The sequence below is a fragment of the uncultured Nitrosomonas sp. genome (assembly GCF_902826915.1).
Taxonomy (GTDB): domain Bacteria; phylum Pseudomonadota; class Gammaproteobacteria; order Burkholderiales; family Nitrosomonadaceae; genus Nitrosomonas.
Window position 1 is genome coordinate 22,234 of record NZ_CADEGP010000012.1, and the last position, 25,843, is coordinate 48,076.

A 25,843-nucleotide genomic window follows, 5' to 3' on the forward strand; every position below is an offset into this window, starting at 1 on the left:
TAGACCAAATATTATGGGAGGTCTTGTATGATTAAGCAAATAATACAGTCAAGTGTTACTGCATTCATATTCTTTGCAATACTTGATATTGGTGCAGTCTCAGCCCATGGAAAGGTATCTTTGGAGCATGACAATTGTTTACGTGGAGCTGAAGGCAGCAGGGTGCATTTCAGTACTTATCAGCCACAATACGATCCAGAGGCTGAATACTGTTCAGAAATTCCGGAAACAGGCCTGACTTTTTGGGTTATTGATCTTATAGATCAGTCCCTACGTGACATGCCAATCGGCATACAGATAGTGAAAGGAAGTGGCAAAACACTAAGTGAAAAAGTAGTAGCATCTTTTTATTCCATCAATCATCAAGATGGTGTGATTAGTGGAGAATCCAATCTGGACGAGGGGTTATACACGGTATTCATTACAGGAGAAGGCGTGCCACCTGTCCAGTATGAATATCCATTGCGAGTAAAGATAGACGGTTTTTTTTCTGATAGTAGATTTAGTTACAGTACAGGCCCAATGATTGCTTTGCTATTACTGGCATTGATGCTGTTTGCACATAAGCTTATGAAACCGAAACAAATATCCCGTTAATCTTGATAAATTTAACTAAAATCGCCATCTCTATGCGGTGGTGATTTTGAAAACAAATAACAGGATTTTCTTTGAGGACAGATAAGCCAGAAGCGTGACACAAAATAATCCGCTTCTGTAATATGATGGAGGGTAAATGAAAAGCCCGGAAACCAGCATAAACACAAATCTATTGATGCTGGCAGCGTTATTTGGTGGTTTTATTAACAGTGCCTTTGATCCATTCCTATATGCACTCAGTCAAATCCAAGTGCCATACCGAATATCCCCTATGCATGGCGAAATACTAATTCTCGCCAAAAATCAATCCCGTTGCCAGCCTTGTAACAATCTCGGACACGCGTAATATCGAGATCAATGAGAACTGTCCTTTTACTTGTTGTGCATTTCCTTACCACACTTGCGAAACTGGTGGGGCCGGGCGATGCACGGGCCAGACAGCCTACTCATTAAGCATCAACCAATCCCGGCAAAGGGCTCCTATCCTAACTAACTATCGATCGATTCTTGTTTGGCTTTTGGTCGTTGTTCATGAACTCAAAGCGTTTTTTAAAAAGTAACGTAATACTCAAGACGTCCACTCAGGCGCGAGTCTCTTTTTGGAATGCACACGATTTAAAAAAGAAACTCGAAGCCTTAAAAGACAATTATAACGGTTACCGCGTTCACGCTGCATAACCATTAAGCCTCAGCGGAAATGCTGTGCTGGGCAAGGCGAATATCAACGAGTGCCGGTGGAAATCACATTTGCTGAGATTTATTTCATACACCGACGGCAGTGTGAATTGTAATTCGCCATCTATAGGCATGCTAGTTATCTGTTTCAAGTCGCTTGTTTTGAGTAAAATGTTAGGAAAGGTCCAAATGTTACGTAGGTAATTTTCTCTTCCTGATTTTTACCCAAAGTTATTTTGGATTAGTTGATTACTTCTGAATTAATACAAGATTTGATTATTTTAATAAATATGGAGAAATAAATTATGGGTATTGAAGTAAGTGGCCTTTCTGGTCTTATTTTATTAGTCCTTAATGTTTGGGCGATTGTTAAGGTTGTACAAAGTTCAGCGGGCACAGGAAACAAAGTGCTATGGATAGTACTAATATTGCTTCTGCCTATAATTGGTCTGATTCTATGGTATTTTTTAGGTCCTAGATAAAGAAGTGGCCTTGCAAATTCAGACAGTCCGTTAAGTGGTATTGGATGCCGCCACACATGAAAAGATTTTAGCTACAAAGGGAATTCTGTTTTATTTATTGGCGATATGAGAACTGTCCGCATATACATAAATATCAGGGACTCTACTATTTCTCATGTGATAATTGGCGACAGAACAGAATCAATCCGCTATCTATTTAAACCTTCCGTAAGAAAGAAATTAATGTTGATTGGCTTAACTCAGGTTCTGTCCAATGATGACAGACAGAATCATAAATACGCCCAACAAAATTAAGAAATACTCAGCTAATTCTGCGCTCATGGTTTCTCCTTCGGATTTTCCAGTTATAGGTTTATTCAAGAAAGCTTACTCTAGGAAGGAAATTAGCAATGGAGGATAAAAGGGGGAAATCTAGTGCAGATCACGCTAAGGCACATTGATGCCTTTTAGGATAGCGGGTAATCATTTCCATTACTTCTCGTAAGTGAATGGCGTCATGTGTATCTGACAAATTCCTGAGAAGTTTTATACATAAATCTCACAATTTGACTTTATGCAGCAATACTATGCAAGTTTGCTTGCGGCTTAAACCGATGGACTCCATTTTTGACAGCATATGTCATTCGCTGGTATGTGGCTTACCAATCAGCTACCGACAATTGGAAGGAATGATGCAGGGACACAGTGTTACGGTTGACCATTCTAGTCTGAATCGCCGGATGTCAATCAGCATCCAATATTTTTCAGTATCAGCGTCTATTATGAAAGAAACTAATACGTAGAAACAATGATATAAAGATTATGCTGGCAAAATTTCAACGCTGATTGACATCCTAGGCTAATGCGACAGAACCTAATGGATGTTTTAATTTATAATTTCGTTCCTTACACAAAGGCAGGAACGATCACCAAACAAGTCGACGTTCCATCTTTAAAAAGCGGATTCTGAAAGATAAGATCACTTTGAATAAGATAGAGATGTTTAACGACGGCATGTGGGTGATAAAAAAGCAGCGGGCGTACATCCCACAATATCCATTCGAAGTCTTGATCAATGGCGAATCAATGGGAATGACAAAGCTTTTATCCTTTGCGAAGCGCATATCCAATACAAGCCGTTTCCCGCAGGTTCTTGTCATCTATTCGTCCGGTTATCTGCGGCTTAAAACCGGGGCTGATCCTACGCCACCGCTGCCGTTCGGTCAGAGCCTAGTCCTAGGTCCGGCAATCTCAGGCACATCAACTTCCTATCCGAAAAAGACTTTATTCTTCCATCCCCAATTAACTCGCGTTGCCATTGATACATCCCAACTCAATCAGGGTGGCACGGGCAAGATGTTGATCCGAATTATTAGCTGCCACGCAAATCGTTCTCCTAAGATCGGCACGACCAATCAAATCATGGATCTCACTTGGTTGTTGACCTTGGAAGAGCCACATGACCTAGCCACAATACTCCATGTGGCAGGAACGTTTAAATTCATAGAGGATGTGATGCCAGATCCTTTACAGACAAAAACGTTCGAGTCGGTACGGCTCCTCCAGATTTCCACAATGTTTATTGATAATGTCCGACATGATGTTAACGCACTTCGATCGCACACTGAAAACGATATCGTAACTTTATACTACGATTCTTCATTGGCAAATCTGCTGTTGCCAGTTACGGCCAGTTCACTGAACTGCGCAATGCCAATTTTCGATTCTATCCATACAGATGATGTTGGGCGCCCCAATGGGAATACACCGAGCTACAGAATCAGGATAACCTCAACCACAGGCCCGACAACGGGTCCCTTTATGGTTCGGGCATTTTTCAACAGCAGCCAAAACCTGCGTCATGACAATATGGGACTATGGGTCTTTCAGCAACCGCCAGCATCGATAAAAAAAGGCACAATCGGAAATATAAACTATACTGTTATCGCATGTGTTAATCCGGCACCGCCTAGTTAACTGTTGTATATAACCGATAATGGCGGAATGAAGAATTCAGTGACCTTATACAAACATCATCGATTTTTCAGTGCCAAGCTTTCACTTTGGTATGTGAACGGCGTATGCGTCGGTTCATTTTTTCTCGTTCATTGGGCGGCGATTGCCCCGTATTCGGGGGTGACGGGGCTGCTCTATGGGCTACTTTTTGCAACTTTCGCATGGAACTTAGCGTTTGTTAAGCTGAAGGGCTATTATTGGCTGCGCATAATAAAATGAAAGGAGTTACAGCGATTCCTGGAGGCTTATACTGCGGTGTGCAATCTATTTAATCTTGGCCGTCATCTGGTATCTGCCAGTGACTATCTGGTTTGGAGACAAGGTGCTATTGCGTCTTGGAAAAAAATAACGGTAGCTTAAGGTAAGTAAATTCAATATCTTGGCCACCTTGCGAGAGTTAACTTGGCAATACCCACAGTGGCGAGTCAATGCTTTCATGATACGCTTGATGGTCTGGTCAAGTGGTTCCGCAGTTGCTCTGTCGCCGGTGTGCGTGCACTGCAGAAATCCGGCGTGCCATTCTGGATATGATAGGCCCTATCGATTATCAGGCAATAATGGTTGCAACGTCTTTTTCTCCTTACGAACAATTAGTGTTAAACGCCTTAGATAAAAACGCCTCTAAAGTTGGCGCAGCTTCAGGCCATGATATTCGCTTGGCTTTGCAGGCTGCAGGTTTAAGTAAGCGTGAGATTGGCGTCACTATGGGCACAATGGTAGATAATGGCGTGTTAGAACGATTGAAAGTTACTGACGCCGATGGCTTATTTTATATGGCTTATCGGCGGGTAACGCTTGGCAAATAACCTATTGTTTAGTTAGTAATGGTATTAGAAAAGCCCGTGCATGGCGAATATCAACGAGTATCGGTGGAATCACATTGCCGAGATTTATTTCATACACCGACAGCAGCGTGAATTGTAATTCGTCACCTAGAGGAAGCAGGCGAAGCCTGCCGGAAAGCCTGTTCCCTTTGACCGTCTTTTTATGCCTGATGTTGATTCCGGCGACGGTAGGCTAGTAAAATAGTCAAAACCCCCACAATAAGCATAGCATATGTACTTGGCTCTGGAACGAGGGATACGTCCAACAATAGGTGAGATGAGCTTGTAAAATGCAAACCAGCATTATCTACAAGCACTGAGTCAGTTGTAAATGATAATCCGGTTGGGTTAAAAGTACTTGCGGCATTAATTGTTACATTTGTAATTGTCGGGGCCCCCGAAAAAGAAAATACATAACCATTAAATGTGCCGCTGGCGGCGATAGCAGAGCCAGTATAATGAAGATCAATGGTGGTGGTGCCAATATCAATATTTAAAGGAATCACGGAAATTCCACTAATAATGGAGGTAAATGAGTTTTCGGGAAACTCTATACCATCGGCAACGGTTGCGCTAACAAAATTGGAAACTCGATAGGTCTCTGTAGGCGCGGAGCAGCAATAGACAGCTGCGCTAACCGTTGAATCGTCGAGTGTGAGGGCATTTACCGGGGTAGCTAATAATGAGCCAATTGCGATGATTGTTCCCCATATTGAGGTATATATTGTTTTTTTAATTGTATTAAACTTCATTTTTTATTCCTTCTTAGTTAATAAAGGGCCAGTTGAAGCTGACCGCGAAGCCCTTGTTTTTCGCGGAAACAAATGAACAGGATTCGTGAATTATGGAAAAAGGCGCCAAGCTCAGAATTAAGTATATTTGCTCAGAACTTATCATGTCAATCGGCATGCAAAACTGAGTAAGGTCTAATTTTGAGGGCGGGTGCGTATTCCACTACAACTGCCGTTCTGTCGCAAAGTTTGTCAGTTTGAGTGATATTTGGCCATTCCACGCTTAACAGATGGGCTATCCATTACTCATCTTGCCTGGTTTTGGCAGCTAAGAAAATCAAAAAACCCCTGATGGGATTCACAGCCTTTCATTCAGCGCAGGCAACCATAGATGGTATTTAAACCGCACACAAGATCCGAAAGGGACAACTGTCTGACGAAAATATACCCGCCTATAAGCAGTTTATGGCATTAGCAGGAAAGCTATGCCCGCAGATAAGGTGGCTTTGCACTTTACGAATATTTGCGACAGAACCTTGCTAGTAGACTTAAAGCCTCATGAGAAAAATCAGTTTCGTATTTCTTTTAATTTCAATAATGACAGCGCTTTCAAGCTGCACAATTGAAAAAAGAAGTGAAACAATCGAGCAAGCACAAGCTACTAGTAACGCTAAAACTACTGATTTAGCCAAGACATACAATAGAAAAGATTGGCCACACTGGATTGATGCTGATGGGGATTGCCAAGACACGCGGCAAGAATTATTGATAGCGACCAGCAAAATACAGGTGCAATTTAAAGACTCGAAGCACTGCACTGTAATATATGGCAAATGGTATGGGGTATATACCGGGAAAACATTCACCAAGGCTTCAGATGTCGATATCGATCATATTGTGCTATTAGCCCATGCTCATAGACATGGAGCGGTAAATTGGACAAAAGAGCAGCGTAAAACATTTGCAAACGATTTTGAGAATCTAGTTGCTGTATCTGATTCAGTCAATCGATCTAAATCGGATAAAGCCCCACATGAATGGTTGCCGCCGTTACAATCTTACTGGTGTGAATATGGGAAACGGTGGAAGCGTATCAAGGACAAATACCAATTGTGGTATAGCCAACAAGAAAACCTAACATTAAATAAATTGGCTAGAGCTTGTCTGGAGTAACCAGAGAGATTCTTGCGAATCCTCCTGGCACCTTTCATAAAGCGGGATATTATGCACATGCTTTATCGGCTTGTTGGGAAATTACTTTAGTAAAAATGAAATATTTGTTTTAACAGGCAATCTTGGATGCTATTTTTTAAAAAAACTAGCAAAATTTCAAAGCTGATTGACAATTCAATCGAGAGTTACCAGACTTGGAATTGTGTTGGTTTCAGCTTTGGCCATATTAACCTTATTATTACACTTTAACACCTAGAATGGAGTGCAGAAAAATGGAACCTTCCACTGTATGCAACCAAATAAGTCCACCACAGTTAATTATGACGGTTGCCCAGAAAGTGATTTGAAACGACTGTTTCTTTGACTTATGACGCAGAAACCTTTGAGCAAGCAATGCTCCCGGCCAACCACCAATTAACCCAAGAAGATGCAAAGTGTTTTCTGGGGTTCTCCAGCGGTTATTCAGTGCTGCTGATTTGTCCAGCGCATAAGCTGCGAATGCAATAATACTTGCACTAAGATAAAAACCTAGCACGATAGTAGGTAACTTTCCTGAAAACACCGAAGCGGCAACCAAAATAACAAAAAAAATAACCCACATAAGTGAAATAGAGCTTCTGTCATGTGTAGAAGGGGCAGCAGACAAGCGGTCATCCACGAATGCTACATTCTCCGCTCTCATGCGACCCTTTTGATCAGTTTTTAACTCGTAAGTCACAATTTGATTTTCGGCAGGGCGTCGCTTTCTATTAGTACACGCATTGATGTGAACAAACACCTGATCAACGCCACCATTATTAGTAATAAAGCCGAATCCTTGGTCGTCATTCCAACTTGTTATCTTACCCTGATAACGCATAGCAAATCCTCAGTGGATAGAATTGAAATTTGTTATCGACCAAATCTATTGTATTTTTAGTGTCAATTAATACTTGCGCGGATTCACCTACAAAGTCATCTGCCAATTATTTGAAACAATCAATGCTTGCTGATGAAATCGAGAGAACTCGGGTGGGATATTCTATGTGCGCCGTGAAATAGAGATTTTCATTCTAACTGACAGCCGAGGAGGCATCACTTTGTAAGGGAATTCTTCTTCTAAAGCATTAAGAAAGAATGGCGCGCCCGGCAGGATTCGAACCCACGACCACTTGGTTCGAAGCCAAGTACTCTATCCAACTGAGCTACGGGCGCTCTAACTATATCAGTATTTTACATAGTCTCCTGAAAGCGGGCACGATTAACCTTGATCCCGTAAGCAACCTTGCGAATATTGATTGAAGTTGTTATTTTTTGCGCTTGCCATTACCCACCTGGTTACCAATAACACCACCTACAGCTGCACCTCCAATCGTTCCCAGAGTGCTACCATTAGTAAGAACGGCACCTCCAACAGCTCCGACACCTGCTCCTAAAGCTGTGTTTCTATCCCGTGTTGACATGCCTGAACAACCACTTAAAACGAGTATTATTGTTAAGAATGCCGCGCTGACTATAAATTTTTTGATCATTTTCATTGAAGCACCTTTTGCCAAATACAAAAATATCGGAAGATTCCTTTACTTCTTTAATTTTGCAACTAATCATTTAGAAATGCCGAAGAGGGCAATTCCTAAAATAGTTTTTGAAGTAATATTCCTGCTGTGCTGAGAAGCGGTCGTGCGAGAGATAACTTGACAATGCCTTAAATTATTACCCGAATAATAATGGGCCTATCTCGATCGTTAAATAATCCTGGGAAGAAAAGGCTATTGTTTTTCAGTATGGTGGGCGTGGCCTTTTAAATTTGCTAGCTGTAGCTTAAAAAAAATAACTCGCATACGCTTACGAGACCTGCTAAAGCATTTGTATGAGAATGAGCACCGGGAGCATAACCCCTCATTCTGGTTTAAATCTGAAACTAATTTAAATGACTGATTCTTTTCTGCGTCGCGCTACGAAACCCAACAGCCCCAGTCCAGCCAATAACATGGCATAAATTTCTGGTTCAGGAATAGGAAGCGGAGAGACAAAAGGAACGGAGGCAACGTACGCCAGCTCGTTGGCCAATAGACCCCTTGCGTCAACTACGGGATCGTGAAAGTTTGTTGTTGTTTGCCCGCCAAAGGCAACGAATCCGCTACCCCATTCCATGACACTAAATATACTTCCTGCAGACCCGTCAATTAGACTTGTGAGAGGACCGGTTACCGTTGCATGAGAAAAGAAGTTTCCTGTGTATTCAGTTGCAATGTCGCCGTATGTGAGCCCAGCCGATACACCAGCGGTATTGATAATTGCAACAGAACTGTGAGTAGACTGATGAGCAAAGTCATAATTTAGAGTAACACCAAATCCTAATGAAAATGTTCCTCCTTCGTTAGGGGCTGAATTGATAAATAGATGGCCACCTCCTGCAACATAGTTCTCAAGGAAACTTTGATTGCCCCCAATAAATGACGAAAGCTCGTTTGCATTGTTGTCGCTTCCATCAAGAAATACAAATTTCGCCCCACTGAAATCAGCAATGTTATACCCGGACTTACTCCAGTTGGCCGCACCGAATACTGCTGACATCGCGCTATCGTTTGTCTTATTTGCCCAAGGGTCTTGACTCGTCTGATAGACATAATCAGCTGCGTAAGTAGTAGACGATAAAGCAAAAAATGCTATTGCAATCGCATTAAATTTAAAATTAGCAAGAATAATAATCTCTCCTGAAATCAATTAATAAAATGTACATTCCCTAGTTTTCTATTATACCTACAGCAATGGTAAATCAGTACAGCTTAGATCGTACCTCATTTCTTGATTTTAAGATTAGTTAGATCATTAGCCATAAATTCTTCATGATATTTTTCTTCCAATGAGTGCAATAATTCTATTCTTTTTTCAGGTGACATTTTTTTGATTGCATCAATTCCTTCAGTTTCTTTGGCATCTCTCATCGCAAGCCCTGACACTAATTCGTCCCAGAATGTTGCATTATCATAGTTTTCAATGATTTCGCTAACTTTGCTGGTATCTTCATACTCTCTTGTTTCATAATATTTATTTGATTCTTTATCAGCTTCTATCAAATTCCCATAACCCATTTCTTCAGCATATGAGTAAAATTTCTGGATTACATCTTGATACTTTTCCTTTTCTGGCAATTCTTCCTGGTCATGTGCAGTTAACATCCAGTCTCCAAGATAGAGAACATCAAGTAACAATCTATATTCTTTTTTTGTAATGTTTATTTTCATATTCATATTCAATCTTTTCCTAAAAAACCCACTGTGGACAATTGAAGCCAAGTAATAACCTAATAATGGTTCACAACTAGTAAATAACTTTTGTGACATGTGCTGTCTAAATATGGAATCCATGCGTCAAAGTAGCGAATAGCATAGTACATAGTAAATTGCACTAGTAAGAAATTAACTCAATCTATACTGTTTTCTCTGTCGGTTATAGAAGTTTCAGAAATCTCCTGAATTCCTTGTGTGAGGGGGTGACTTATTTGGTATAAGGAAAGAAGAAATATAATGCCTGTAAAGCCCATAGAGCATGGATTAAAGAAAAATAACCTGAGAAAAATGATTTGGTGCAAAATATTAAAAAATAGTACAAAAATAAAATATTTTGCGTCTTATTTGGAATATAAATATCACGAAAATATTAATTGTAAAATGTGAATTAAAATCTTCGGAGTAGAAATGAGAAATTGATGATAGCTGGTTTCCTATACACCGCATGCTTTTACGGAGTCGGCTTAATCAGATGCGAGGTACAACCGCATCAATAGAAAAATCGGGTCGCGACAACTACATATCAGTAGATTAAATGTATTTTTTTACTTGTTTCTTGGGATTTGTTCATAACTCCACTTAGCTATAAATGATTTGAAAGTTGCTCGAAAGCATTTTTCTAACGAACATTTAACGTTAATGAACTCCAGAATAACCGGCAAATTTCATGGCGATTAGGTATATCCTTAAACTAAGAATCGCTGTTAAGATTGTTTCCCATGTATTTGATCTCATCTATCGTTGGCTTTGTAAGATTCTTTGATGGAGTGATGTTGGCGCTCCATTGTACTTCAAACCTGTCTCGACCTTTATGATCAACAATAATCTCAGTATCCGCAAACGTTGTCCCAAGAAGTCCTTGCTTAATGACTTGTGGTTTAGCCTGAATTATACCTTCATTTACTAATGACCAATATTTGGCTGTAGCTGGCTCCATCCCAGCTAATTTCGATAGTGACGAAGTGAAAGCTGAATCCTGGCTCTTATTTTCAATGTGGTAGATCTCAAATTCAGGTTCGATTACTGAAACCCAATGAATGCGTTGACGTACTTTCTTGACGAATATCGTCTGTGTAATCCACCATGTGCCGGATCGGCGCAAATGATCTTTCAGAATCGTATCCTTCAAAACTTCAGCATATTTTAACTTAATTTTTTCTGCAATATTATCTTTATAGTACAGTGACTTCTCTTCATCTTTTACAAAGAAAAGTTTGGTGGCCTTCTTTGTTAGTTCTGCAGCGTATTCTTCCGAAACACTCGAAACGAGTGTATTTATAAGGCTCTCCAGTTCATCAGTGCCCTTGAGAATTCGAACATTCTTAGACCCTGCTGTGAGTAAATTAATGTATTCTGCGAGTAGTTCATCATTGGTAACTATCGCTAGCCGGCAAACGGTTGGAGTTGAAGGCGAATTCTCATGAAATTGCGCAAAAGTATTTGCGATTACTGAGTCCCTAAAGCCTTTTTCTTTATCCCCGCGCTCAAATGGTGGATATCTCAAAGTAGCCCTTGATATGACATCACCCCAATCGACTTTATTTGCGTCTAGTTTCGCGACATTAAAGCTCAACTGTCTAATCGTATCATCAATCGCTTTGCCCACATGTAGTTCCAGAGTGCCATCACCTATGCCAAAAGTCAGCCCCAAGAGCTTCTCCATCTTCTGAAGGTTGGGAAGCAAGTCTTGCGCTCGACTCATCATTTGATACCGACGTTCATTTACTACTATTTCAGGCAGATACCACGAAATATCGAGATCAACATGATTGGAGTTTTGAGTAATCAGGTTCCGAATTTCTGCGCGAACCAAATCGGATGCAACCTGGGTGTAAAGTGCATTGGTATCAAAGAAGACGACTAAGCGTGGAATAGATTTCTTAACCACCTTGACTCTCCTTCAAAGACTTAAATATAATGTATAAGATAAATTAATTGTCCTTTACAGTTGTTATTGTATAAGGAATTAAATATATGATTGCTCTACAGTTCAGAACTAACAGATGGTACTTAAAAATCCGTCATTCAGCCAAACGCTAAAAATACTTTGTTTTGCAGAAGTCCACATCAAATCCTACGTCCAAACCAAATAACTTTCCCAATAATATGAATAAATTTGGCGGCTAATTCATCTAGTTCTTCAGATTCGTAATTTGGATTATCGCTTTTGACGATTAATGATTCATTCATTTTGCGCTGAATGCGCTTAACGACTAGCTCATTATCCAATTGCAACACGTATAGTGAATTATTTTCCAAGTGGGATCTTCTTACGTCAGTGAGGATCAGGCCATTCTTCGTAATGTCAGCTCCATGCTGATTAAAACCAAACAATTATTACAAACATTCAATGGCATATCAAGCCACTTCTTTTGCAACATTTTCAAACAGAGTTCTGCATAAGTTCGGTCCAGAGTTGATCGTCAATCTATCAGGCTTGATTCCTGGCAATGTAAATCGCTAATAATATAATTCAGAAAGTTTTAAGCTCTAAAATAAAAAAGGGATTTGCGTTTAAGCTAACCCCTTGATTATTTTGGTAGGTCGTGCCAGGATCGAACTGGCGTCCACCGAATTAACAGTCTGGGACTCTAGCATCATTGCGTTTTGGCTGAAAAAGCTAATAGACATCGAAACTGTGCCTTCTTCATTAATTTCTTGAATGAGAGCAAGCGTATCATCCCTCATAAAAGCCGCTACATTACGTGCCTGATCTGCGTTCACCTGAAATTATTACGAATCACGGCCAAACAATCACACTGGTACTTTCAACTCTAGTATTAACTTTTCCTAGTTACATACATGACTCGATTGATGTTAGATCCGGATTTCATAGTAGTTTCTTTCATGCGATATGATATAAAACCTAAACCTACCAACAGCATCATGTAGGTTTCTGGCTCTGGAATCGCACTTACAATGGCTGAGGAAATAAGCACATGTGCATGACTAGTTGGATGTAATCCGTCCCAAAATAAATGTTCATCCGGATTCGCACAAGCATCAAAAAGTAAAGAAAGACAGGCAGAATGTGCATCAGAAAAACCAAAAAGCTCCGGATTTGTTACAACATTATTAAAGACGCTGAAGGTATCGAATTCAATAATATCTACACTTGGAAACATTAGATTCAATCCGTCAATTAGCGAGGCCAACTCGGCATTGAAGCCTAGTGAAAATGCTTGAGCCTGGGGAATCAGACCTTCATCTTGTATAAAAGGGGTAAGGCTCAGATCAGGTAGATTGGGAATAAGTATATGGGTGGCTCCGATATTCGCCAGCGCGACAACATGGCTCGCTATATTCTGTGCGGCGATGATAGGAGAATCGAATGTCAGAAAATCATTTGCGCCTCCCCACACAAAATACAATCCAGTGGGATCAGCACTACCCCCCGAAAGTGACAAATACTGCCCCAGTTCCTGTTGCATACCAGGAAGCCCAAACGAACCCGTAGCAAGAGCCGACCCTCCGTCACCATAATTGCCGATACCACTTGTCGCACCAGCAACAGCAAAGCTGAAGAAATTGGTCGGGTTAGCGCCACCTGGAAGTATAGAGTTGGCAAGATATTCGGGAGCAGTCGGGCCGTTCGAAAAATGACCATCCACATATGGCGGACAAGGATGAGAGGGATCGCAGTTACTGCCCAGCAAATTATATATACTTAAGACTGCTGAAGGATTGCTGCCTGCATCCGACAGGCTGTCGCCGAAAACATAAACACTGCTGAAGGTAGTAGTGGCTAGAACATTGACGCTAAGCAAAAAGCCACATAATAACGACGTGAGATAAATCAGGCCCCGTTTCAAATTTTATTCTCCTTTAAAGGTACAGATTATTTGAACTTCTACTACAATCGAGCTAGCCATAAAAAGGAATCATAAGGTTGGGCCTTACATTTGAAACTCTAGTGTTCTCGTCGGCGACAAGATTATTTGTTTTCAGCGAGGAAATATTGATAACCCTCGTATAGTGCCTAAATCGCCACAACTGGAAAAGTTACGCCTATGCTGCTACGATCATTTTAATGAATGGTACCACAACTCTGAAGCTAAGCTCACGCTAGCATTAAATGATCTAAGATATTAATATATATCGTCAAAACAATCACCGACAGGTGATAGGCTAAATTAAGAAACACTTTAGCTCACCAAGTTTAAGACCTCTGCACAACTGCATTTGCTGTGATAATGGGAGAAATATCCAATGACATTAGTTGTGCGTCATTTTACACAGAAAATTAACTCTAAAACAGAGCTCTACATAAGTTCGACCCAGAGCCGACAAATCGATTTGTCCTGCTTAATTTACGGGAAATATCGAAGTGCTGTCTTTGGATAACAGTATGATTCAAAATGTCTTATATGCGCTAAATAAAAAAGGGATTAGCGTTTAAGCTAACCCCTTGATTATTTTGGTAGGTCGTGCCAGGATCGAACTGGCGACCAACGGATTAAAAGTCCGCTGCTCTACCGGCTGAGCTAACGACCCAAAGGGCGGCATTATACCTGATTAGACTGCCGATATAAATGGCTTTGTTGAGTTGAAAGCAGATTTAGTGATTGTTTGTATCTCTTACTGATTGATATAACGATAAATTATATTTTTTTAATCTCTTCCGGGTTTAATTCCTCGCTCCTTGGGGCGAAGGCTGGTTGAAAACCGGCAGTCTGAAGAGCGCTTTTAATACCTCGCTGCTTGCGGCGGGGTGCTTTATTCTTGGTTTTCATGATTTTGTCACAGAATCATTTTCCACCAAGTGTACGCTGTGGCGATAATTTTCTTCTAGGATATTTCTCCCTTGCCGCTAGCAAGTCGCATTGTCAGTGCAATTCGCTTTCGTTTCTCATCAATATCTAATACTCTGACTGTAACAACTTGACCCACCTTCACAACTGTGTGCGGATTCTTGACAAATTTGTCTGATAGCGCCGAAATGTGTACTAAGCCATCCTGGTGTACACCGATATCGACAAATGCACCGAACGCGGCAACGTTGGTGATGACGCCTTCGAGCACCATGCCGGGTTGTAAATCTTTTATCGACTCAATGCCTTCCTTAAAAGTGGCGGTTTTGAAGGTGGAGCGGGGATCGCGGCCGGGTTTCTCGAGTTCTTGCAGGATGTCTTTGACGGTCAGTAGACCGAATTGTGCATTGGAGTATTTCTCCGCACGGATAGCTTTCAGAACTGTTTGATTGCCGATCAGTGCGGAAACATTCAGCTTTGCGTCATTGAGTATTTGCTCGATCAACGGGTATGATTCCGGGTGAACAGCGGAAGCGTCGAGTGGGTTTGCACCCGTAGGAATGCGCAAGAACCCGGCGGCTTGCTCAAAGGTTTTTGTGCCTAAGCCCGTGACTTTCATTAAATCGGTACGTTTGGCAAACATACCCTTGGCGTTGCGGTATGCGGTGATGTTGTGCGCAATTTTACTGTTGAGTCCGGCAACGTAACGCAGTAGGGCAGGAGAGGCGGTGTTGACATCAACGCCGACAGCATTGACGCTGTCTTCCACTACGGCATCAAGTGTGTGCGCTAATTGGCTTTGATTGACGTCATGCTGGTATTGGCCGACACCAATAGATTTTGGGTCGATCTTGACCAATTCGGCCAAAGGATCTTGCAATCGCCGTGCAATTGAGACCGCCCCGCGCAGCGATACATCCAGATTAGGCAATTCTTCCGAGGCAAGCTCAGAGGCGGAATACACCGAAGCTCCGGCTTCGGACACCATGATTGATGTAAGTTTGAGTTGTGGATACTGTTTGATTAAATCTTTGGCCAGATGATCGGTTTCCCGTGATGCGGTACCGTTGCCAATCGCGACCAGAGAAGCGTGATGTTTTTGTGCCAATTGCTTTAAAGTCTGGATTGCACCATCCCAGTCATTTTTAGGTGGGTGCGGATAAATCGTTGCCGTGTCGAGTACTTTCCCGGTGGTATCGACTATCGCAACTTTCACTCCAGTGCGTAATCCGGGATCCAGTCCGATGGTGACGCGCGCACCGGCAGGTGGAGCGAGCAACAGGGCTTTGAGGTTTTGCGCGAATACCCGGATGGCCTCGGTTTCGGCGCATTCTTGCAAGTTGCTCATCAACTCGGTTTCCAGATGTACGAAGATTTTGTTGCGCCAGGCTGAACGCACGGTATCAATCAACCAGTTATCCGCTGCGCGTTTTTGGTCACGTATGTTAAATTGTTGCGCGATTCGTTGTTCGCATGAGTTAGGTTCCAAATTCCGACTCTTTTCTTCCAGTTCGGAATCCAATCGCAGTTTTAGCTTCAAGAATCCTTCACGTTCGCCGCGCAGCAACGCCAATGCACGATGCGAAGGAATTTTACTGATCGCTTCTTGATAGTCATGATAATCGGTAAATTTGGTGTCACTGTCTTGTTTTTCCTTGATGGCCTTGGCAGTCAGAATGCCATGTAAGCGTAAGTATTCGCGTAGTGTTTGCAGTAGCGGCGCATGTTCGGCGAAACGCTCCATCAGGATATGTTGTGCGCCTCCCAATGCCTGTTCGACATCCGCTACTCCTGGATTGTCGCCTTCCTCGGTGGCGAACGGCGCTTTTAGGTATTTGGTCGCTTCAATTTCCGGATCAAGCCGAGAGTTATTTAACAGCGCATCTGCCAGCACTTGCAAGCCAGCTTCTAGAGCAATTTGCGCTTTAGTGCGGCGTTTTTTGCGATAGGGTAGGTATAAATCTTCCAAATGTGTCTTGTCTTGCGCATGGGTGATCGCAGCCAGCAATGTCGGAGTCATTTTGTTTTGTTTTTCAATTGCATTGATGATTGTCGCACGTCGTTTTTCCAGCTCACGCAAGTTATGCAAGCGTTCTGCTAATTGGCGCAATTGCACATCATCCAATCCTCCAGTGGTTTCCTTGCGGTAGCGGGCAATAAAGGGAACAGTGGAGCCGTCATCCAGTAACTGGATAGTGGCCTGGATCTGTGCCAGTTTAACCGCAAGTTCTGCGGCAAGGCGTTGTTCAATCGATGGCAACATAAGCATTATCTGATTTAATGTTCGAGAAAGCATGAAGTGATGGATAAGTATTCATCACTCTTTGATTTTATTGTTTATTCGGTAATCTTGGTTTGGTACAGGACAATCTCTAAGCCAGAACCGCATTTCCAACAGAGCTGAAAATTAGCTGGATTTTCTTCATTACAAGCAGGACAGCGTATGATTCCGGTTGCTGTCGGTGTTTTCTCGTAGGTTTCAACGACACGCTTGCCGCGCTCGAAATCATCTTCGCGTATGATCCATACTTCCGGATACGCATGTGTGAAAGGAATTTCGCCGACGCAGCCCTGCGCATGTTGATTAAAAATTCTCGCCGGGATATAGGCGTGTTCGAGCAGATCAAGTACTATCTGCGCTTCTAACAAATTGCCAGCAGAGTAAATTTTTTTCATACAATGATGATGGCAAAGACAATCAACAAGTTAATAGAGTAAAACTATGTGGTTCAGAAATTTACAAGCTTATCGTATTAATAATGGAAATATAACACTGAATAGCCTTGAAGAGGCGCTTTCTCACCATGCCTTGCAAGCATGCATGCAAATGGAGATGCAAAGCCGCGGCTGGGTACCGCCGCGCGATGAGCAGGAGAATTTTATCCATGCTTATGGCCAACAATGGCTGATTGCCTTGGGTGTGGAGAAGAAATTATTGCCAGCTGGTGTGATTAATCAGCACGCTAAGAACCGTATTGCGCAAATTGAGAAAATGCAAGGCTATAAGCCAGGCAAGAAACAAGTTAGAGATATTAAGGAAGCTACGATAATTGAGTTATTGCCGCGTGCTTTTACACAACGTCACAAAACTTACGCCTGGATTGATGCGGTTAAAAGTCGTTTGATAATTGATACGGCGAGCACCCAGAAAGCTGATGAATTGGTTGAAGTATTGGTTAAATCGATGCACGGTTTGACACTAGCGCCTCTGGAAACGCAGGTTTCGCCTTCTTCAGCGATGACACGTTGGTTGTCTGGAGATGATTTGCCTTCTATATTTAGCATCGATCGTGACTGTGAGCTGCAAGGAATGAGCGATGAGAGAGCAACTGTCAAATATACCCATCATGCGTTGGAGACCGAAGAGACTGTGCGTCATATCCGTGCAGGGAAAAAAGTGATCAGGCTGGCAATGACGTGGGATAGTAAAATTTCATTTGTATTGCATGATAATTTGCAGCTGCGGCGAATTGCACCACAGGATATTCTGAAAGAGTCGACTGAGAGTGCTGAAGAATTGTTTGTCAGCGATTTTGCCATTATGACCGGTGAACTTAGTCAACTGATTACCGCAATGGTTGATGCGTTGGGCGGCGAAGATTTAAGTTAGGATATCGTTAGCCCTACCTAAGTTATTACGTGGGGCTAACGACTCGTTTAATTGATCGAATTCAATAATAGCCTTATTTGGATTTATCTCTGATTCCCGATAGCACGCCTTGAGTGATTTTGCCAACAAATTCGGCTGTTTTTTGCGCGAGGGTGGCGCCGGTTTCCAGCTGAGATTGTCCAACTGATGCGATTTGTTGCGCGAAAATGGCCAGTGTTTCTTGTAGCTGAGAACCTACTGTGGTTCCGGTATTTTTTGCATGATGACTCAAATCGAGCAGAATCTCTGAAATTACGCCTTGCGCTGCCGTACCGGTACGATGCAGGGTGTCGACGAATAAACTTTCCAGGCTTTCTAGATCAGAGCGGGTACGCTTTAATTCGGTCTCAGAGAATTCCCTGGCCTGACCTGTTGCTTCTTGAACGGCCAGTTTGGAGGCTTCGGCAAATCCAGCCAATGCAGAATCGAGTCCTGCAACAGCTTCAGTAATTTGTGATTTTGCTGCTTGCGTTTGATTGGCTGCATGTTGTAGCTGGTGCATTGCGCCGTCGTGCACGCCATCCATCACCGCGGTGATAATTCGCTGCAGGGATTCCAGATCGATATGTTTTGCATTCATGGCTTCGAGAGTTAGCCGACGCACGGTTTCCTGGATATGCGTGCCGCTGGCAATTGCTTCGCGCACCTCAGCTTCGAGTGTTTTGAGCTTACTGTCGTTGTCAGATGTATTGTTGGGTTGATCGGTATGTTCATTCTGCATGATGAGGCTTCCTATAAGAAGAGTGAATCGTTGTGCTTGGTTTTCATTTTGCGCCGCTACTCCCGAGTTGGTCAAGACCGTTCATATAGGAGCGCAAAACTTCGGGTATAGTGATACTGCCATCCGCATTCTGGTAGTTTTCTAATACGGCTACCAGCGTTCGCCCAACGGCTAGACCAGAGCCGTTTAATGTGTGTAGTAACGTCGGTTTGCCATTTTCATTGCGAAAGCGTGCTTGCATGCGGCGGGCTTGGAACGCTTCACAATTGCTGCAGGAGGAAATCTCACGATAAGTGTTTTGTGCGGGTAACCAAACCTCAATGTCGTAAGTTTTTGCTGCCGAGAAGCCCATATCTCCGGTACATAAGGCCATGACTCGGTATGGCAGTGCTAGTTTTTGCAAAATCTTTTCCGCATGTCCGACCAGCTGTTCCAGTGCTTCGTAGGATTGATCCGGGTGAACGATATGTACCAGCTCTACTTTATCAAATTGGTGTTGACGAATCAGCCCGCGCGTATCCCGGCCATAACTACCGGCCTCAGAACGGAAGCAGGGCGTATGTGAGACATATTTGAGCGGCAGTGATTGCAGCGGCACGATTTCATCGCGAACCATGTTGGTAATGGGCACTTCCGCAGTGGGAATGAGATGATATTCAGGCGTATTTTCCGCAGAGGAAGATTCCGCGCCACCGGTGGTCACGGCAAATAAATCTTGTTCGAATTTGGGAAGTTGTCCCGTGCCGCGCAGGCTATCCCGATTTACCAGATAGGGTACATAGGTTTCGATATAACCATGTTCCAGCGTATGAATATCCAGCATAAATTGAGCCAGCGCCCGGTGCAGACGTGCAAGTCCGCCTTTCATCAAGCTGAATCGCGCCCCACTGAGTTTGGCAGCGGTTTCAAAATCCAACAATCCGAGGCCTTCTCCGATGCTGACATGGTCTTTGATGTCAAAATCAAATTGTCGCAGTTCGCCCCACTGCCGAATTTGCATATTGCTCGTCTCATCTTTGCCTTCGGGCACACTGATATGCGGAAGGTTGGGAACCTCGAGCAGAATTTTTTGCAAATGATGTTGAATGTGCTCCAGCTGATTTTCCGCTTGTTTCAATGCATCGCCTAGATGCGCCACTTCAGTCATAATCGCCGAAGTATCCTCTCCCTTGCTTTTTGCTTGGCCGATTTTCTTCGATGTTGTGTTGCGTTGCGCCTGAAGTTCTTGTGTTTGGGTCTGGATTATTTTGCGTTCTGCTTCCAAAGCATTAAATGCTTCGGCAGGAAAAGTGTAGCCTCTTTTGGCGAGTTGCTGGGTAATGTTGCTCAGATCAGTGCGTAGTTGTTGAATTTCTAACATGCAAAAACTCCAAAATAACCGGTATTAATTGAATTCTATAGTTTACGTTTTGCTTGTTTATCTAAATTTCGTAAATGAGCCAATTTTTCTTGAATTTTTTGTTCCAGTCCGAAAGCAGTTGGTTGATAAAAATTCACTTCAGGCATTTCATCCGGAAAATAATTTTCATCCGCTGCATAGGCCTCCGGGCAATCATGCGCGTAGCGGTAAGCGTTTCCATAGCCGATATCTTGCATCAGTTTGGTGGGTGCATTACGCAGGTGCATCGGGACGCGGCGTGATTTATCCTGGGTAACCAAGGAGCGTGCTTTCTTGTAAGCTAGATAGGCAGCGTTACTTTTCGGCGCGCAGGCCAGATACAAGGTAGCTTGTGCCAACGCCAATTCGCCTTCCGGACTGCCTAGCCGCTCATAAGTCTCACAGGCATCCAATGTTAAGCGTAGAGCACGCGGATCCGCCAGGCCGATGTCTTCAATGGCCATGCGAATCAATCTTCGTCCGATATACAGCGTATCGGCGCCGCCATCCAGCATGCGACACAGCCAATAGAGCGCTGCATCAGGTGAAGACCCGCGAACCGATTTATGTAGTGCGGATATCTGATCGTAAAATTCATCGCCGCCTTTATCAAAGCTGCGTGCATTGCGTGATAACGTGTTGAGGACAATATCTTTACTGATTTGCGTGATGGATTCAGTTCTGGCTACAGTATGAATTTGTTCTAGCAGATTCAGTAGTCGTCTGGCATCACCGTCAGCGAATTCGATTAGTAAATTCCTTGCTTCATCAGAAAATTGCACTTTGTCCAGAATTAAATTTTGGGCATGCGCAAATAATCGGGATAATTCCTGTTCTGATAAGGCGTTGAGTATATACACTTGAACGCGCGATAACAGTGCATTATTAATTTCAAATGATGGGTTTTCCGTGGTGGCACCGATAAAAGTGATTAAGCCCTGTTCTACGTACGGTAAAAAAGCATCTTGCTGTGATTTGTTAAAGCGATGCACTTCATCGACGAAAAGAATGGTGTGCCGACTGGCTTGTTGCAGAACTGACTGAGCTTGCTCAATCGCATTGCGAATGTCTTTGACGCCAGACAGCACGGCAGATAGGGCAATGAACTCGCAATCAAATTCAGTTGACATGAGACGAGCTAATGTAGTTTTCCCAGTTCCTGGTGGACCCCATAAAATCATCGAATGCGGCTTGCCTGATTCAAATGCCAACCGCAGTGGTTTTCCTACACCGAGCAGATGATTTTGTCCAATGACGTCGCTTGGTTGCTTGGGACGCAGTAGTTCTGCCAATGGTGCTTTGGGTGCATTAATCGAAAAAAGGTCCAAATCACTCACTGATGACGTCTGCATTGTCCGGAGGAATGAATGTGAATAAATCAGCGGGCAGGGTGGGGTTTTTATCCAGTTCAGAGAACGACAATAATGTTGTTTGTCCGAAATTATCCCGCAATGCCATAACCTTGAGCGTACCATCCGGAGAAAACCCCATCTGGATGAACTCAAAGTTGCTTTCTTTGTTTTTGGGAATTGCTTCGAGCCATTCCATCTCGTTTTGCACGCCCAGCTCAACCAATTCAAAATTGTCTTCAATCGTACTGCTGCCGGCGAGTAATGCGGCTGGACTACTGCCAATAGCGAGGTTGAATTGGCGCACAGTTACTTGGTTGAGGTCATGATCATAAAACCAGACTTGCGTGCCGTTGCCAACAATCAGTTGCTCGTATGGTTTTTCATAAGCCCAGCGGAATTTTTCAGGACGCTCGAACTGCATGGTACCGGTTGATTCTTGGATGGCACGGGAATTTTTGTCGTACAGTGTTTGTGAGAAGTTTGCTCGAACTGTGCGGGTTTCCTGAATGAAGGCTTTAAGACTGTTAATAGCAGTTGCTTCAGCCAGGACTGGTATCAGACTGAGCAGCAGCAAGCAGAAAGTTGAACAGCTTAAACGGACCATAGATTCCTTTAATGAAATGGGTGTGTAGAGCAAAGTATAGCAGCTGGGAATTGATTATTCGTTACGTGCCGGAGCTAGTACTTCCCGATTACCGTTACTTTGCATTGAAGAAACCAAGCCGGCTCGTTCCATATCTTCTACAAGACGGGCGGCACGATTATAGCCGATTCGCAAATTTCTTTGCACGAGAGAGATAGAGGCCCGGCGAGTTTTGATTACAATGGCAACGGCTTCATCATAGAGCGGATCGGCTTCACCTTCGGATGGTTTTTTAAGATCGAGTGAGCCACCGGCATCGCTTTCTTCTTCATCGATCTTAAGAATTTCTTCGATGTAGTTGGGTTCTCCATGTTCTTTAAGATACTCAACCACCTTGTGCACTTCATGATCGGCGACAAAAGCACCATGAATACGCTGCGGATAGCCGCTGCCGGGTGGTAAATACAACATGTCTCCTTGACCCAGTAAGGCTTCGGCTCCCATTTGATCAAGGATGGTACGTGAGTCAATCTTGCTCGATACTTGAAAAGCAATTCGGGTCGGAATATTTGCTTTAATCAGACCGGTTATCACATCAACGGATGGGCGTTGGGTTGCCAATAACAGATGAATGCCAGATGCACGTGCTTTTTGCGCAAGCCGAGCAATTAATTGTTCAACTTTCTTGCCGGCGACCATCATCAAATCGGCTAACTCATCAATGACTACGACAATCAGTGGCAATTCTTCTAGATATTCTTGTTCTTCCTCAGGTAGCGTCAGCGGATTAACTACGGGCTCTTCACTTTTGGTCGCTTCCTGTATTTTCTGGTTATAACCACCGAGATTGCGTACGCCTAATGCAGACATCAGCTTATAACGACGCTCCATTTCGGCGACACACCAGCGTAATGCACTAGCAGCTTCGCGCATGTCGGTGACAACCGGTGTCAGTAAATGCGGAATGCCTTCATATACCGATAGTTCCAGCATTTTTGGATCAATCAGGATCAAGCGGGTTTGATCGGGTGTGGTTTTATAAATAAGGCTTAGAATAACCGCATTGATCGCAACCGATTTGCCTGAGCCGGTGGTTCCAGCTACCAGTGCATGCGGCATTTTAGCTAAATCCGATACAATCGGACGCCCGCTGATATCTTTACCTAATGCAATGGTCAATGGTGAAATGGAGTCGGCATACACCTGAGAACTGAGAATCTCCTGGAGTCGGACAATTTGGCGCTTAGGATTGGGAATTTCCAGTCCCATGGTGGTTTTTCCGGGAATAGTTTCGACTACCCGGATGCTGGCAACCGATAATGCGCGTGCCAGATCTTTTACCAGATTAATGACTTGATTGCCCTTGACGCCAATAGCCGGCTCAATTTCATAGCGAGTAATGACAGGCCCAGGGAAGGCTGCAACAACTTTAACATCGACACCAAATTCCTTGAGTTTCCGTTCAATCAGGCGAGAGGTGAATTCGAGGGTTTCTTTGGATAATATTTCAAAATCCTTATCCGGTTCATCTAGAAGACGCAATGGCGGTAGTGGTGAGTCAGGCAAATCCGAAAATAAGGAAGGCTGTTTCTCTTTGATAATGCGCTGAGATTTAATAATACTGGTTGTCGGTGGTTCGATATGCAGAATCGGGTTATTTTCTATGCGTTTTTTCTCGCTCTCAACGGCTTTTTCTCGGACATGAGAGGCAACGATACCTGCAAATTTGTCTTGTCTTGTTTCCCATGCATTTTTGAGTAGTAATAATAGATTTTCAACACTTTCACCAAGCATTTCTACAAATCGAACCCATGACAAGCCGGTAAATTGACTAAAGCCGACAGCGATGAGTATTAATAATGTCAGAGTTGATCCCGTAAATCCCAGTATTTGCGAGAGATAATGGCTAATTGTGTTGCCTAGCATTCCGCCCGGTAGTAAAGGGAGCGAAATGTTGATGGAGTAAAATCTAAGCGATTCCAGACCGCTGCTGGCTGATAATAACAGTAAAAAACCGCCAAGAGAAAGTAACAGGGAATGCCGATCAAAGATACCGACGGTATCTATTCGGCGATAACTCCACGCAATTGCAGACAGAAAGAAGGCAACCCACCACCATGCAGATGCACCAAATAAATACAGCAATAGGTCAGCCAGCCATGCGCCGGCATGTCCTCCTGCATTTTGGATCTGATTAAAGCCACCGCTATGCGACCAGCCGGCATCACTACGGTCATAGCTAATAAAAATCAATATTAGATAAAGTGCGGCACCCATCAATATCAATAGCCCGGATTCACGTAATAATCGGGCTACTCTGGGTGAGAAGGAATGGCCGCTTGATTTTTTGGCCATTGGCTTGTTCAATAAACTCATGGGTGTCTCAGAAACGTAAGGTTTTGTCTGATGGATACCCTGAATTATATAAGAGAATTTGAAGTAATTTCTTCAATGCATCGATAAATGCATTTTTTCTGTAGCTAAAAAGGATTGATGTATTTGTGCAGAGGATGCTTGTTTTGTGTCCATAAAATGGAATCAATCAGATCTCGAACGTGACAAAATGGCAGCAACAGTGGTTTTTTCTTTATTAGCGATCGCAGGCAAGGTGGAAACCTGATGTCCTCCATTTTGTTTTGAAATAAAGAGTGCATTTTCTGCACGTTTGCAGAGATTGATTTTGTTATCTGTTTCTTCAAGCATCGCGATACCGATGCTTATCATGATTTTGTTTTCAGCGTTCTTATCTATGACGGAAGAGATTTTCTTGCGTATAGCTTCACATACTTTTTTAGCTTCGATCAAATCTGTCTCAAAAAATACTATGGCAAATACATTGATATCAATACGATAAAGAAAATCGGTTATTCTGATGTTAGTTTTAATTTCTTGGGAAATTTTTTTAATGGAATCGTTTTTGCTTTTATAGTCATAGTTGTCACTGAATAATTTCAAAAGATCAATATCGATAATCGCAATGGATAAACTCCGTTGATATCGTTTGCTACGCACTATTTCCGTATCAAGTTCGGTTTCAAAAGCTTGGCGGTTTTTGTATCCCGTGACAGGATCGATCAATATTTGATTCATTAACGTAGTGATATCCACATTTGCTCTTTTGATTTTAATCACCATGTATGCGGAGCAAATGATCAGTAATAAAGTGATTCCCCGATTAAACAATATAATATCTAATGGGACAGCCATGTGCGATGATAGAAAGTATCCCGCAATAGTTAGAGTAAGTCCGAGCGCAGTTACTAGATAGGTAAATTGAATTCCACTGACCCATAGACTAGCGAATATTACCAGTGCAAAAGGGACGCCAGCTGCAACACCTAAGGGGAGGCTTAAATCAGTGATGAAAATGGCTATTGTTGCGGCAAAGATAACAAAGCAGTTGGCTTGGATGGGGAGTTCTCTGAGATGGAGTTTCAAGCTAGTAATTGCTGAGAAAATTTGGCTACGCATTTGTTTAAATGATCGCTAATGTAGAAGTGAGGTTGTTATATTAACGGATTATTGAAACCAATCTTTAAATGCTTAATTATTAACGTAGTGGAAATCATAACAATCCGTTTAGTATACACTTTTTTGTAAGTTAATCTAAAAATGTGCATGTAAGTTTCTATAAAAGAAGCAAAGTAATGAGTCGATTAT

General features: G+C 42.8%; 25 protein-coding genes and 2 tRNA genes. 8 read left to right on the forward strand and 19 right to left on the reverse strand.

The genetic code is table 11. The features are described 5' to 3' along the window. Positions 1-27 precede the first annotated feature (27 nt). The 3 genes from QZV86_RS03485 to QZV86_RS13780 all read left to right on the forward strand — a co-directional run bounded on the left by QZV86_RS03485 (position 28) and on the right by QZV86_RS13780 (position 1,754). Entirely contained in the window at positions 28-597 is a 570-nt protein-coding gene (locus tag QZV86_RS03485) for a hypothetical protein (RefSeq protein WP_295624082.1), read from the forward strand. Between the two features lie 136 nt (positions 598-733). Continuing rightward, positions 734-943, forward strand: a complete 210-nt coding sequence (locus QZV86_RS03490; RefSeq protein ID WP_295624084.1) for a hypothetical protein — start codon at positions 734-736, stop codon at positions 941-943. 634 nt (positions 944-1,577) lie between these two features. Beyond that, positions 1,578-1,754 (forward strand): PLDc N-terminal domain-containing protein, encoded by a 177-nt coding sequence (locus QZV86_RS13780; RefSeq protein WP_366925683.1) that lies wholly within the window; start codon positions 1,578-1,580, stop codon positions 1,752-1,754. 234 nt (positions 1,755-1,988) lie between these two features. On the opposite strand, the gene QZV86_RS03495 is transcribed toward QZV86_RS13780, so the two are convergent. Continuing rightward, entirely contained in the window at positions 1,989-2,114 is a 126-nt protein-coding gene (locus QZV86_RS03495; protein ID WP_293007453.1) for a hypothetical protein, read from the reverse strand. A gap of 603 nt (positions 2,115-2,717) precedes the next feature. Here QZV86_RS03495 and QZV86_RS03500 point away from each other — a divergent pair. The 3 genes from QZV86_RS03500 to QZV86_RS03510 all read left to right on the forward strand — a co-directional run bounded on the left by QZV86_RS03500 (position 2,718) and on the right by QZV86_RS03510 (position 4,555). Beyond that, positions 2,718-3,710, forward strand: a complete 993-nt coding sequence (locus QZV86_RS03500) for a hypothetical protein (protein ID WP_295624086.1) — start codon at positions 2,718-2,720, stop codon at positions 3,708-3,710. A gap of 441 nt (positions 3,711-4,151) precedes the next feature. After that, positions 4,152-4,280 (forward strand): hypothetical protein, encoded by a 129-nt coding sequence (locus tag QZV86_RS03505; RefSeq protein ID WP_295624088.1) that lies wholly within the window; start codon positions 4,152-4,154, stop codon positions 4,278-4,280. Next, positions 4,277-4,555 (forward strand): hypothetical protein, encoded by a 279-nt coding sequence (locus QZV86_RS03510; protein ID WP_295624090.1) that lies wholly within the window; start codon positions 4,277-4,279, stop codon positions 4,553-4,555. Before QZV86_RS03505 ends, QZV86_RS03510 begins: the two co-directional genes overlap by 4 nt. A 179-nt stretch (positions 4,556-4,734) precedes the next feature. Here QZV86_RS03510 and QZV86_RS03515 read toward each other — a convergent pair whose 3' ends face one another. Beyond that, positions 4,735-5,325, reverse strand: a complete 591-nt coding sequence (locus tag QZV86_RS03515) for a PEP-CTERM sorting domain-containing protein (protein ID WP_295624092.1) — start codon at positions 5,323-5,325, stop codon at positions 4,735-4,737. A 576-nt stretch (positions 5,326-5,901) separates the two neighbouring features. Between QZV86_RS03515 and QZV86_RS03520 the strand changes: the two genes are divergently transcribed. Then, complete coding sequence (locus QZV86_RS03520; RefSeq protein ID WP_295624094.1) at positions 5,902-6,477, forward strand: DUF1524 domain-containing protein; 576 nt, start codon at positions 5,902-5,904, stop codon at positions 6,475-6,477. 238 nt (positions 6,478-6,715) lie between these two features. Here QZV86_RS03520 and QZV86_RS03525 read toward each other — a convergent pair whose 3' ends face one another. From QZV86_RS03525 to QZV86_RS03575, 11 genes are all read right to left on the reverse strand, one after another. Further along, a complete protein-coding gene (locus tag QZV86_RS03525) occupies positions 6,716-7,336 on the reverse strand; it encodes a cold shock and DUF1294 domain-containing protein (RefSeq protein ID WP_295624095.1) in 621 nt (206 codons plus the stop codon). A 258-nt stretch (positions 7,337-7,594) separates the two neighbouring features. After that, a tRNA-Arg gene (locus tag QZV86_RS03530) sits at positions 7,595-7,671 on the reverse strand. Between the two features lie 92 nt (positions 7,672-7,763). Further along, positions 7,764-7,994, reverse strand: coding sequence for an osmotically-inducible lipoprotein OsmB (gene osmB, locus QZV86_RS03535; protein ID WP_295624097.1), 231 nt, complete (start codon positions 7,992-7,994; stop codon positions 7,764-7,766). Between the two features lie 388 nt (positions 7,995-8,382). After that, the gene (locus tag QZV86_RS03540; protein ID WP_295624099.1) at positions 8,383-9,183 is read right to left on the reverse strand and encodes a PEP-CTERM sorting domain-containing protein; all 801 of its coding nucleotides are present in this window, start codon (positions 9,181-9,183) and stop codon (positions 8,383-8,385) included. A 74-nt stretch (positions 9,184-9,257) separates the two neighbouring features. After that, positions 9,258-9,710 carry a hypothetical protein gene (locus tag QZV86_RS03545; protein WP_295624101.1) on the reverse strand — a complete coding sequence of 151 codons (453 nt, stop codon included), beginning with the start codon at positions 9,708-9,710 and terminating at the stop codon, positions 9,258-9,260. A 730-nt stretch (positions 9,711-10,440) separates the two neighbouring features. Next, positions 10,441-11,637: a PIN domain-containing protein gene (locus tag QZV86_RS03550; RefSeq protein ID WP_295624103.1), complete on the reverse strand. Its 1,197-nt coding sequence runs from the start codon at positions 11,635-11,637 to the stop codon at positions 10,441-10,443. A 179-nt stretch (positions 11,638-11,816) separates the two neighbouring features. Then, positions 11,817-12,083, reverse strand: coding sequence for a S24 family peptidase (locus QZV86_RS03555; RefSeq protein WP_295624105.1), 267 nt, complete (start codon positions 12,081-12,083; stop codon positions 11,817-11,819). A gap of 446 nt (positions 12,084-12,529) precedes the next feature. Beyond that, positions 12,530-13,561: an SGNH/GDSL hydrolase family protein gene (locus QZV86_RS03560; protein WP_295624107.1), complete on the reverse strand. Its 1,032-nt coding sequence runs from the start codon at positions 13,559-13,561 to the stop codon at positions 12,530-12,532. A 606-nt stretch (positions 13,562-14,167) separates the two neighbouring features. Further along, positions 14,168-14,243, reverse strand: a tRNA-Lys gene (locus tag QZV86_RS03565). 294 nt (positions 14,244-14,537) lie between these two features. Then, positions 14,538-16,763 (reverse strand): Tex family protein, encoded by a 2,226-nt coding sequence (locus QZV86_RS03570; RefSeq protein ID WP_295624136.1) that lies wholly within the window; start codon positions 16,761-16,763, stop codon positions 14,538-14,540. A gap of 74 nt (positions 16,764-16,837) precedes the next feature. Then, positions 16,838-17,176: a DUF2007 domain-containing protein gene (locus QZV86_RS03575; protein WP_295624109.1), complete on the reverse strand. Its 339-nt coding sequence runs from the start codon at positions 17,174-17,176 to the stop codon at positions 16,838-16,840. Positions 17,177-17,222: 46 nt separating this feature from the next. On the opposite strand from QZV86_RS03575, the gene QZV86_RS03580 reads away from it, so the two are divergent. Then, positions 17,223-18,110 (forward strand): recombination-associated protein RdgC, encoded by an 888-nt coding sequence (locus QZV86_RS03580; RefSeq protein WP_295624111.1) that lies wholly within the window; start codon positions 17,223-17,225, stop codon positions 18,108-18,110. A gap of 73 nt (positions 18,111-18,183) precedes the next feature. Here QZV86_RS03580 and QZV86_RS03585 read toward each other — a convergent pair whose 3' ends face one another. From QZV86_RS03585 to QZV86_RS03610, 6 genes are all read right to left on the reverse strand, one after another. Further along, complete coding sequence (locus QZV86_RS03585) at positions 18,184-18,870, reverse strand: DUF6781 family protein (RefSeq protein ID WP_295624113.1); 687 nt, start codon at positions 18,868-18,870, stop codon at positions 18,184-18,186. A 43-nt stretch (positions 18,871-18,913) separates the two neighbouring features. Continuing rightward, positions 18,914-20,230 (reverse strand): serine--tRNA ligase, encoded by a 1,317-nt coding sequence (serS, locus tag QZV86_RS03590; RefSeq protein ID WP_295624115.1) that lies wholly within the window; start codon positions 20,228-20,230, stop codon positions 18,914-18,916. Positions 20,231-20,265: 35 nt separating this feature from the next. Beyond that, on the reverse strand, positions 20,266-21,600 hold the full coding sequence (locus tag QZV86_RS03595) for a replication-associated recombination protein A (RefSeq protein ID WP_295624117.1): 1,335 nt from the start codon (positions 21,598-21,600) through the stop codon (positions 20,266-20,268). Then, a complete protein-coding gene (lolA, locus tag QZV86_RS03600) occupies positions 21,578-22,204 on the reverse strand; it encodes an outer membrane lipoprotein chaperone LolA (protein WP_295624119.1) in 627 nt (208 codons plus the stop codon). The genes QZV86_RS03595 and lolA overlap by 23 nt, the downstream gene beginning before the upstream one ends. Positions 22,205-22,258: 54 nt before the next feature. Next, positions 22,259-24,559 (reverse strand): DNA translocase FtsK, encoded by a 2,301-nt coding sequence (locus QZV86_RS03605; protein WP_295624121.1) that lies wholly within the window; start codon positions 24,557-24,559, stop codon positions 22,259-22,261. A 162-nt stretch (positions 24,560-24,721) separates the two neighbouring features. After that, entirely contained in the window at positions 24,722-25,318 is a 597-nt protein-coding gene (locus QZV86_RS03610; RefSeq protein WP_295624123.1) for a GGDEF domain-containing protein, read from the reverse strand. Positions 25,319-25,843 lie beyond the last annotated feature (525 nt).

What these genes read in the sequence shown, in the direction of transcription:
- QZV86_RS03595 (WP_295624117.1), bottom strand. Translation starts at nt 21,600, where the DNA reads ATGCAGACGTCATCAGTGAGTGATTTGGACCTTTTTTCGATTAATGCA.
- osmB (WP_295624097.1), bottom strand. Translation starts at nt 7,994, where the DNA reads ATGAAAATGATCAAAAAATTTATAGTCAGCGCGGCATTCTTAACAATA.
- QZV86_RS03525 (WP_295624095.1), bottom strand. Translation starts at nt 7,336, where the DNA reads ATGCGTTATCAGGGTAAGATAACAAGTTGGAATGACGACCAAGGATTC.
- QZV86_RS03580 (WP_295624111.1), top strand. Translation starts at nt 17,223, where the DNA reads ATGTGGTTCAGAAATTTACAAGCTTATCGTATTAATAATGGAAATATA.
- QZV86_RS03485 (WP_295624082.1), top strand. Translation starts at nt 28, where the DNA reads ATGATTAAGCAAATAATACAGTCAAGTGTTACTGCATTCATATTCTTT.
- QZV86_RS03570 (WP_295624136.1), bottom strand. Translation starts at nt 16,763, where the DNA reads ATGTTGCCATCGATTGAACAACGCCTTGCCGCAGAACTTGCGGTTAAA.
- lolA (WP_295624119.1), bottom strand. Translation starts at nt 22,204, where the DNA reads ATGGTCCGTTTAAGCTGTTCAACTTTCTGCTTGCTGCTGCTCAGTCTG.
- QZV86_RS13780 (WP_366925683.1), top strand. Translation starts at nt 1,578, where the DNA reads ATGGGTATTGAAGTAAGTGGCCTTTCTGGTCTTATTTTATTAGTCCTT.
- QZV86_RS03585 (WP_295624113.1), bottom strand. Translation starts at nt 18,870, where the DNA reads ATGCAGAATGAACATACCGATCAACCCAACAATACATCTGACAACGAC.
- QZV86_RS03520 (WP_295624094.1), top strand. Translation starts at nt 5,902, where the DNA reads ATGACAGCGCTTTCAAGCTGCACAATTGAAAAAAGAAGTGAAACAATC.
- QZV86_RS03545 (WP_295624101.1), bottom strand. Translation starts at nt 9,710, where the DNA reads ATGAATATGAAAATAAACATTACAAAAAAAGAATATAGATTGTTACTT.
- serS (WP_295624115.1), bottom strand. Translation starts at nt 20,230, where the DNA reads ATGTTAGAAATTCAACAACTACGCACTGATCTGAGCAACATTACCCAG.
- QZV86_RS03510 (WP_295624090.1), top strand. Translation starts at nt 4,277, where the DNA reads ATGATAGGCCCTATCGATTATCAGGCAATAATGGTTGCAACGTCTTTT.
- QZV86_RS03575 (WP_295624109.1), bottom strand. Translation starts at nt 17,176, where the DNA reads ATGAAAAAAATTTACTCTGCTGGCAATTTGTTAGAAGCGCAGATAGTA.
- QZV86_RS03610 (WP_295624123.1), bottom strand. Translation starts at nt 25,318, where the DNA reads ATGGTGATTAAAATCAAAAGAGCAAATGTGGATATCACTACGTTAATG.
- QZV86_RS03490 (WP_295624084.1), top strand. Translation starts at nt 734, where the DNA reads ATGAAAAGCCCGGAAACCAGCATAAACACAAATCTATTGATGCTGGCA.
- QZV86_RS03515 (WP_295624092.1), bottom strand. Translation starts at nt 5,325, where the DNA reads ATGAAGTTTAATACAATTAAAAAAACAATATATACCTCAATATGGGGA.
- QZV86_RS03605 (WP_295624121.1), bottom strand. Translation starts at nt 24,559, where the DNA reads ATGAGTTTATTGAACAAGCCAATGGCCAAAAAATCAAGCGGCCATTCC.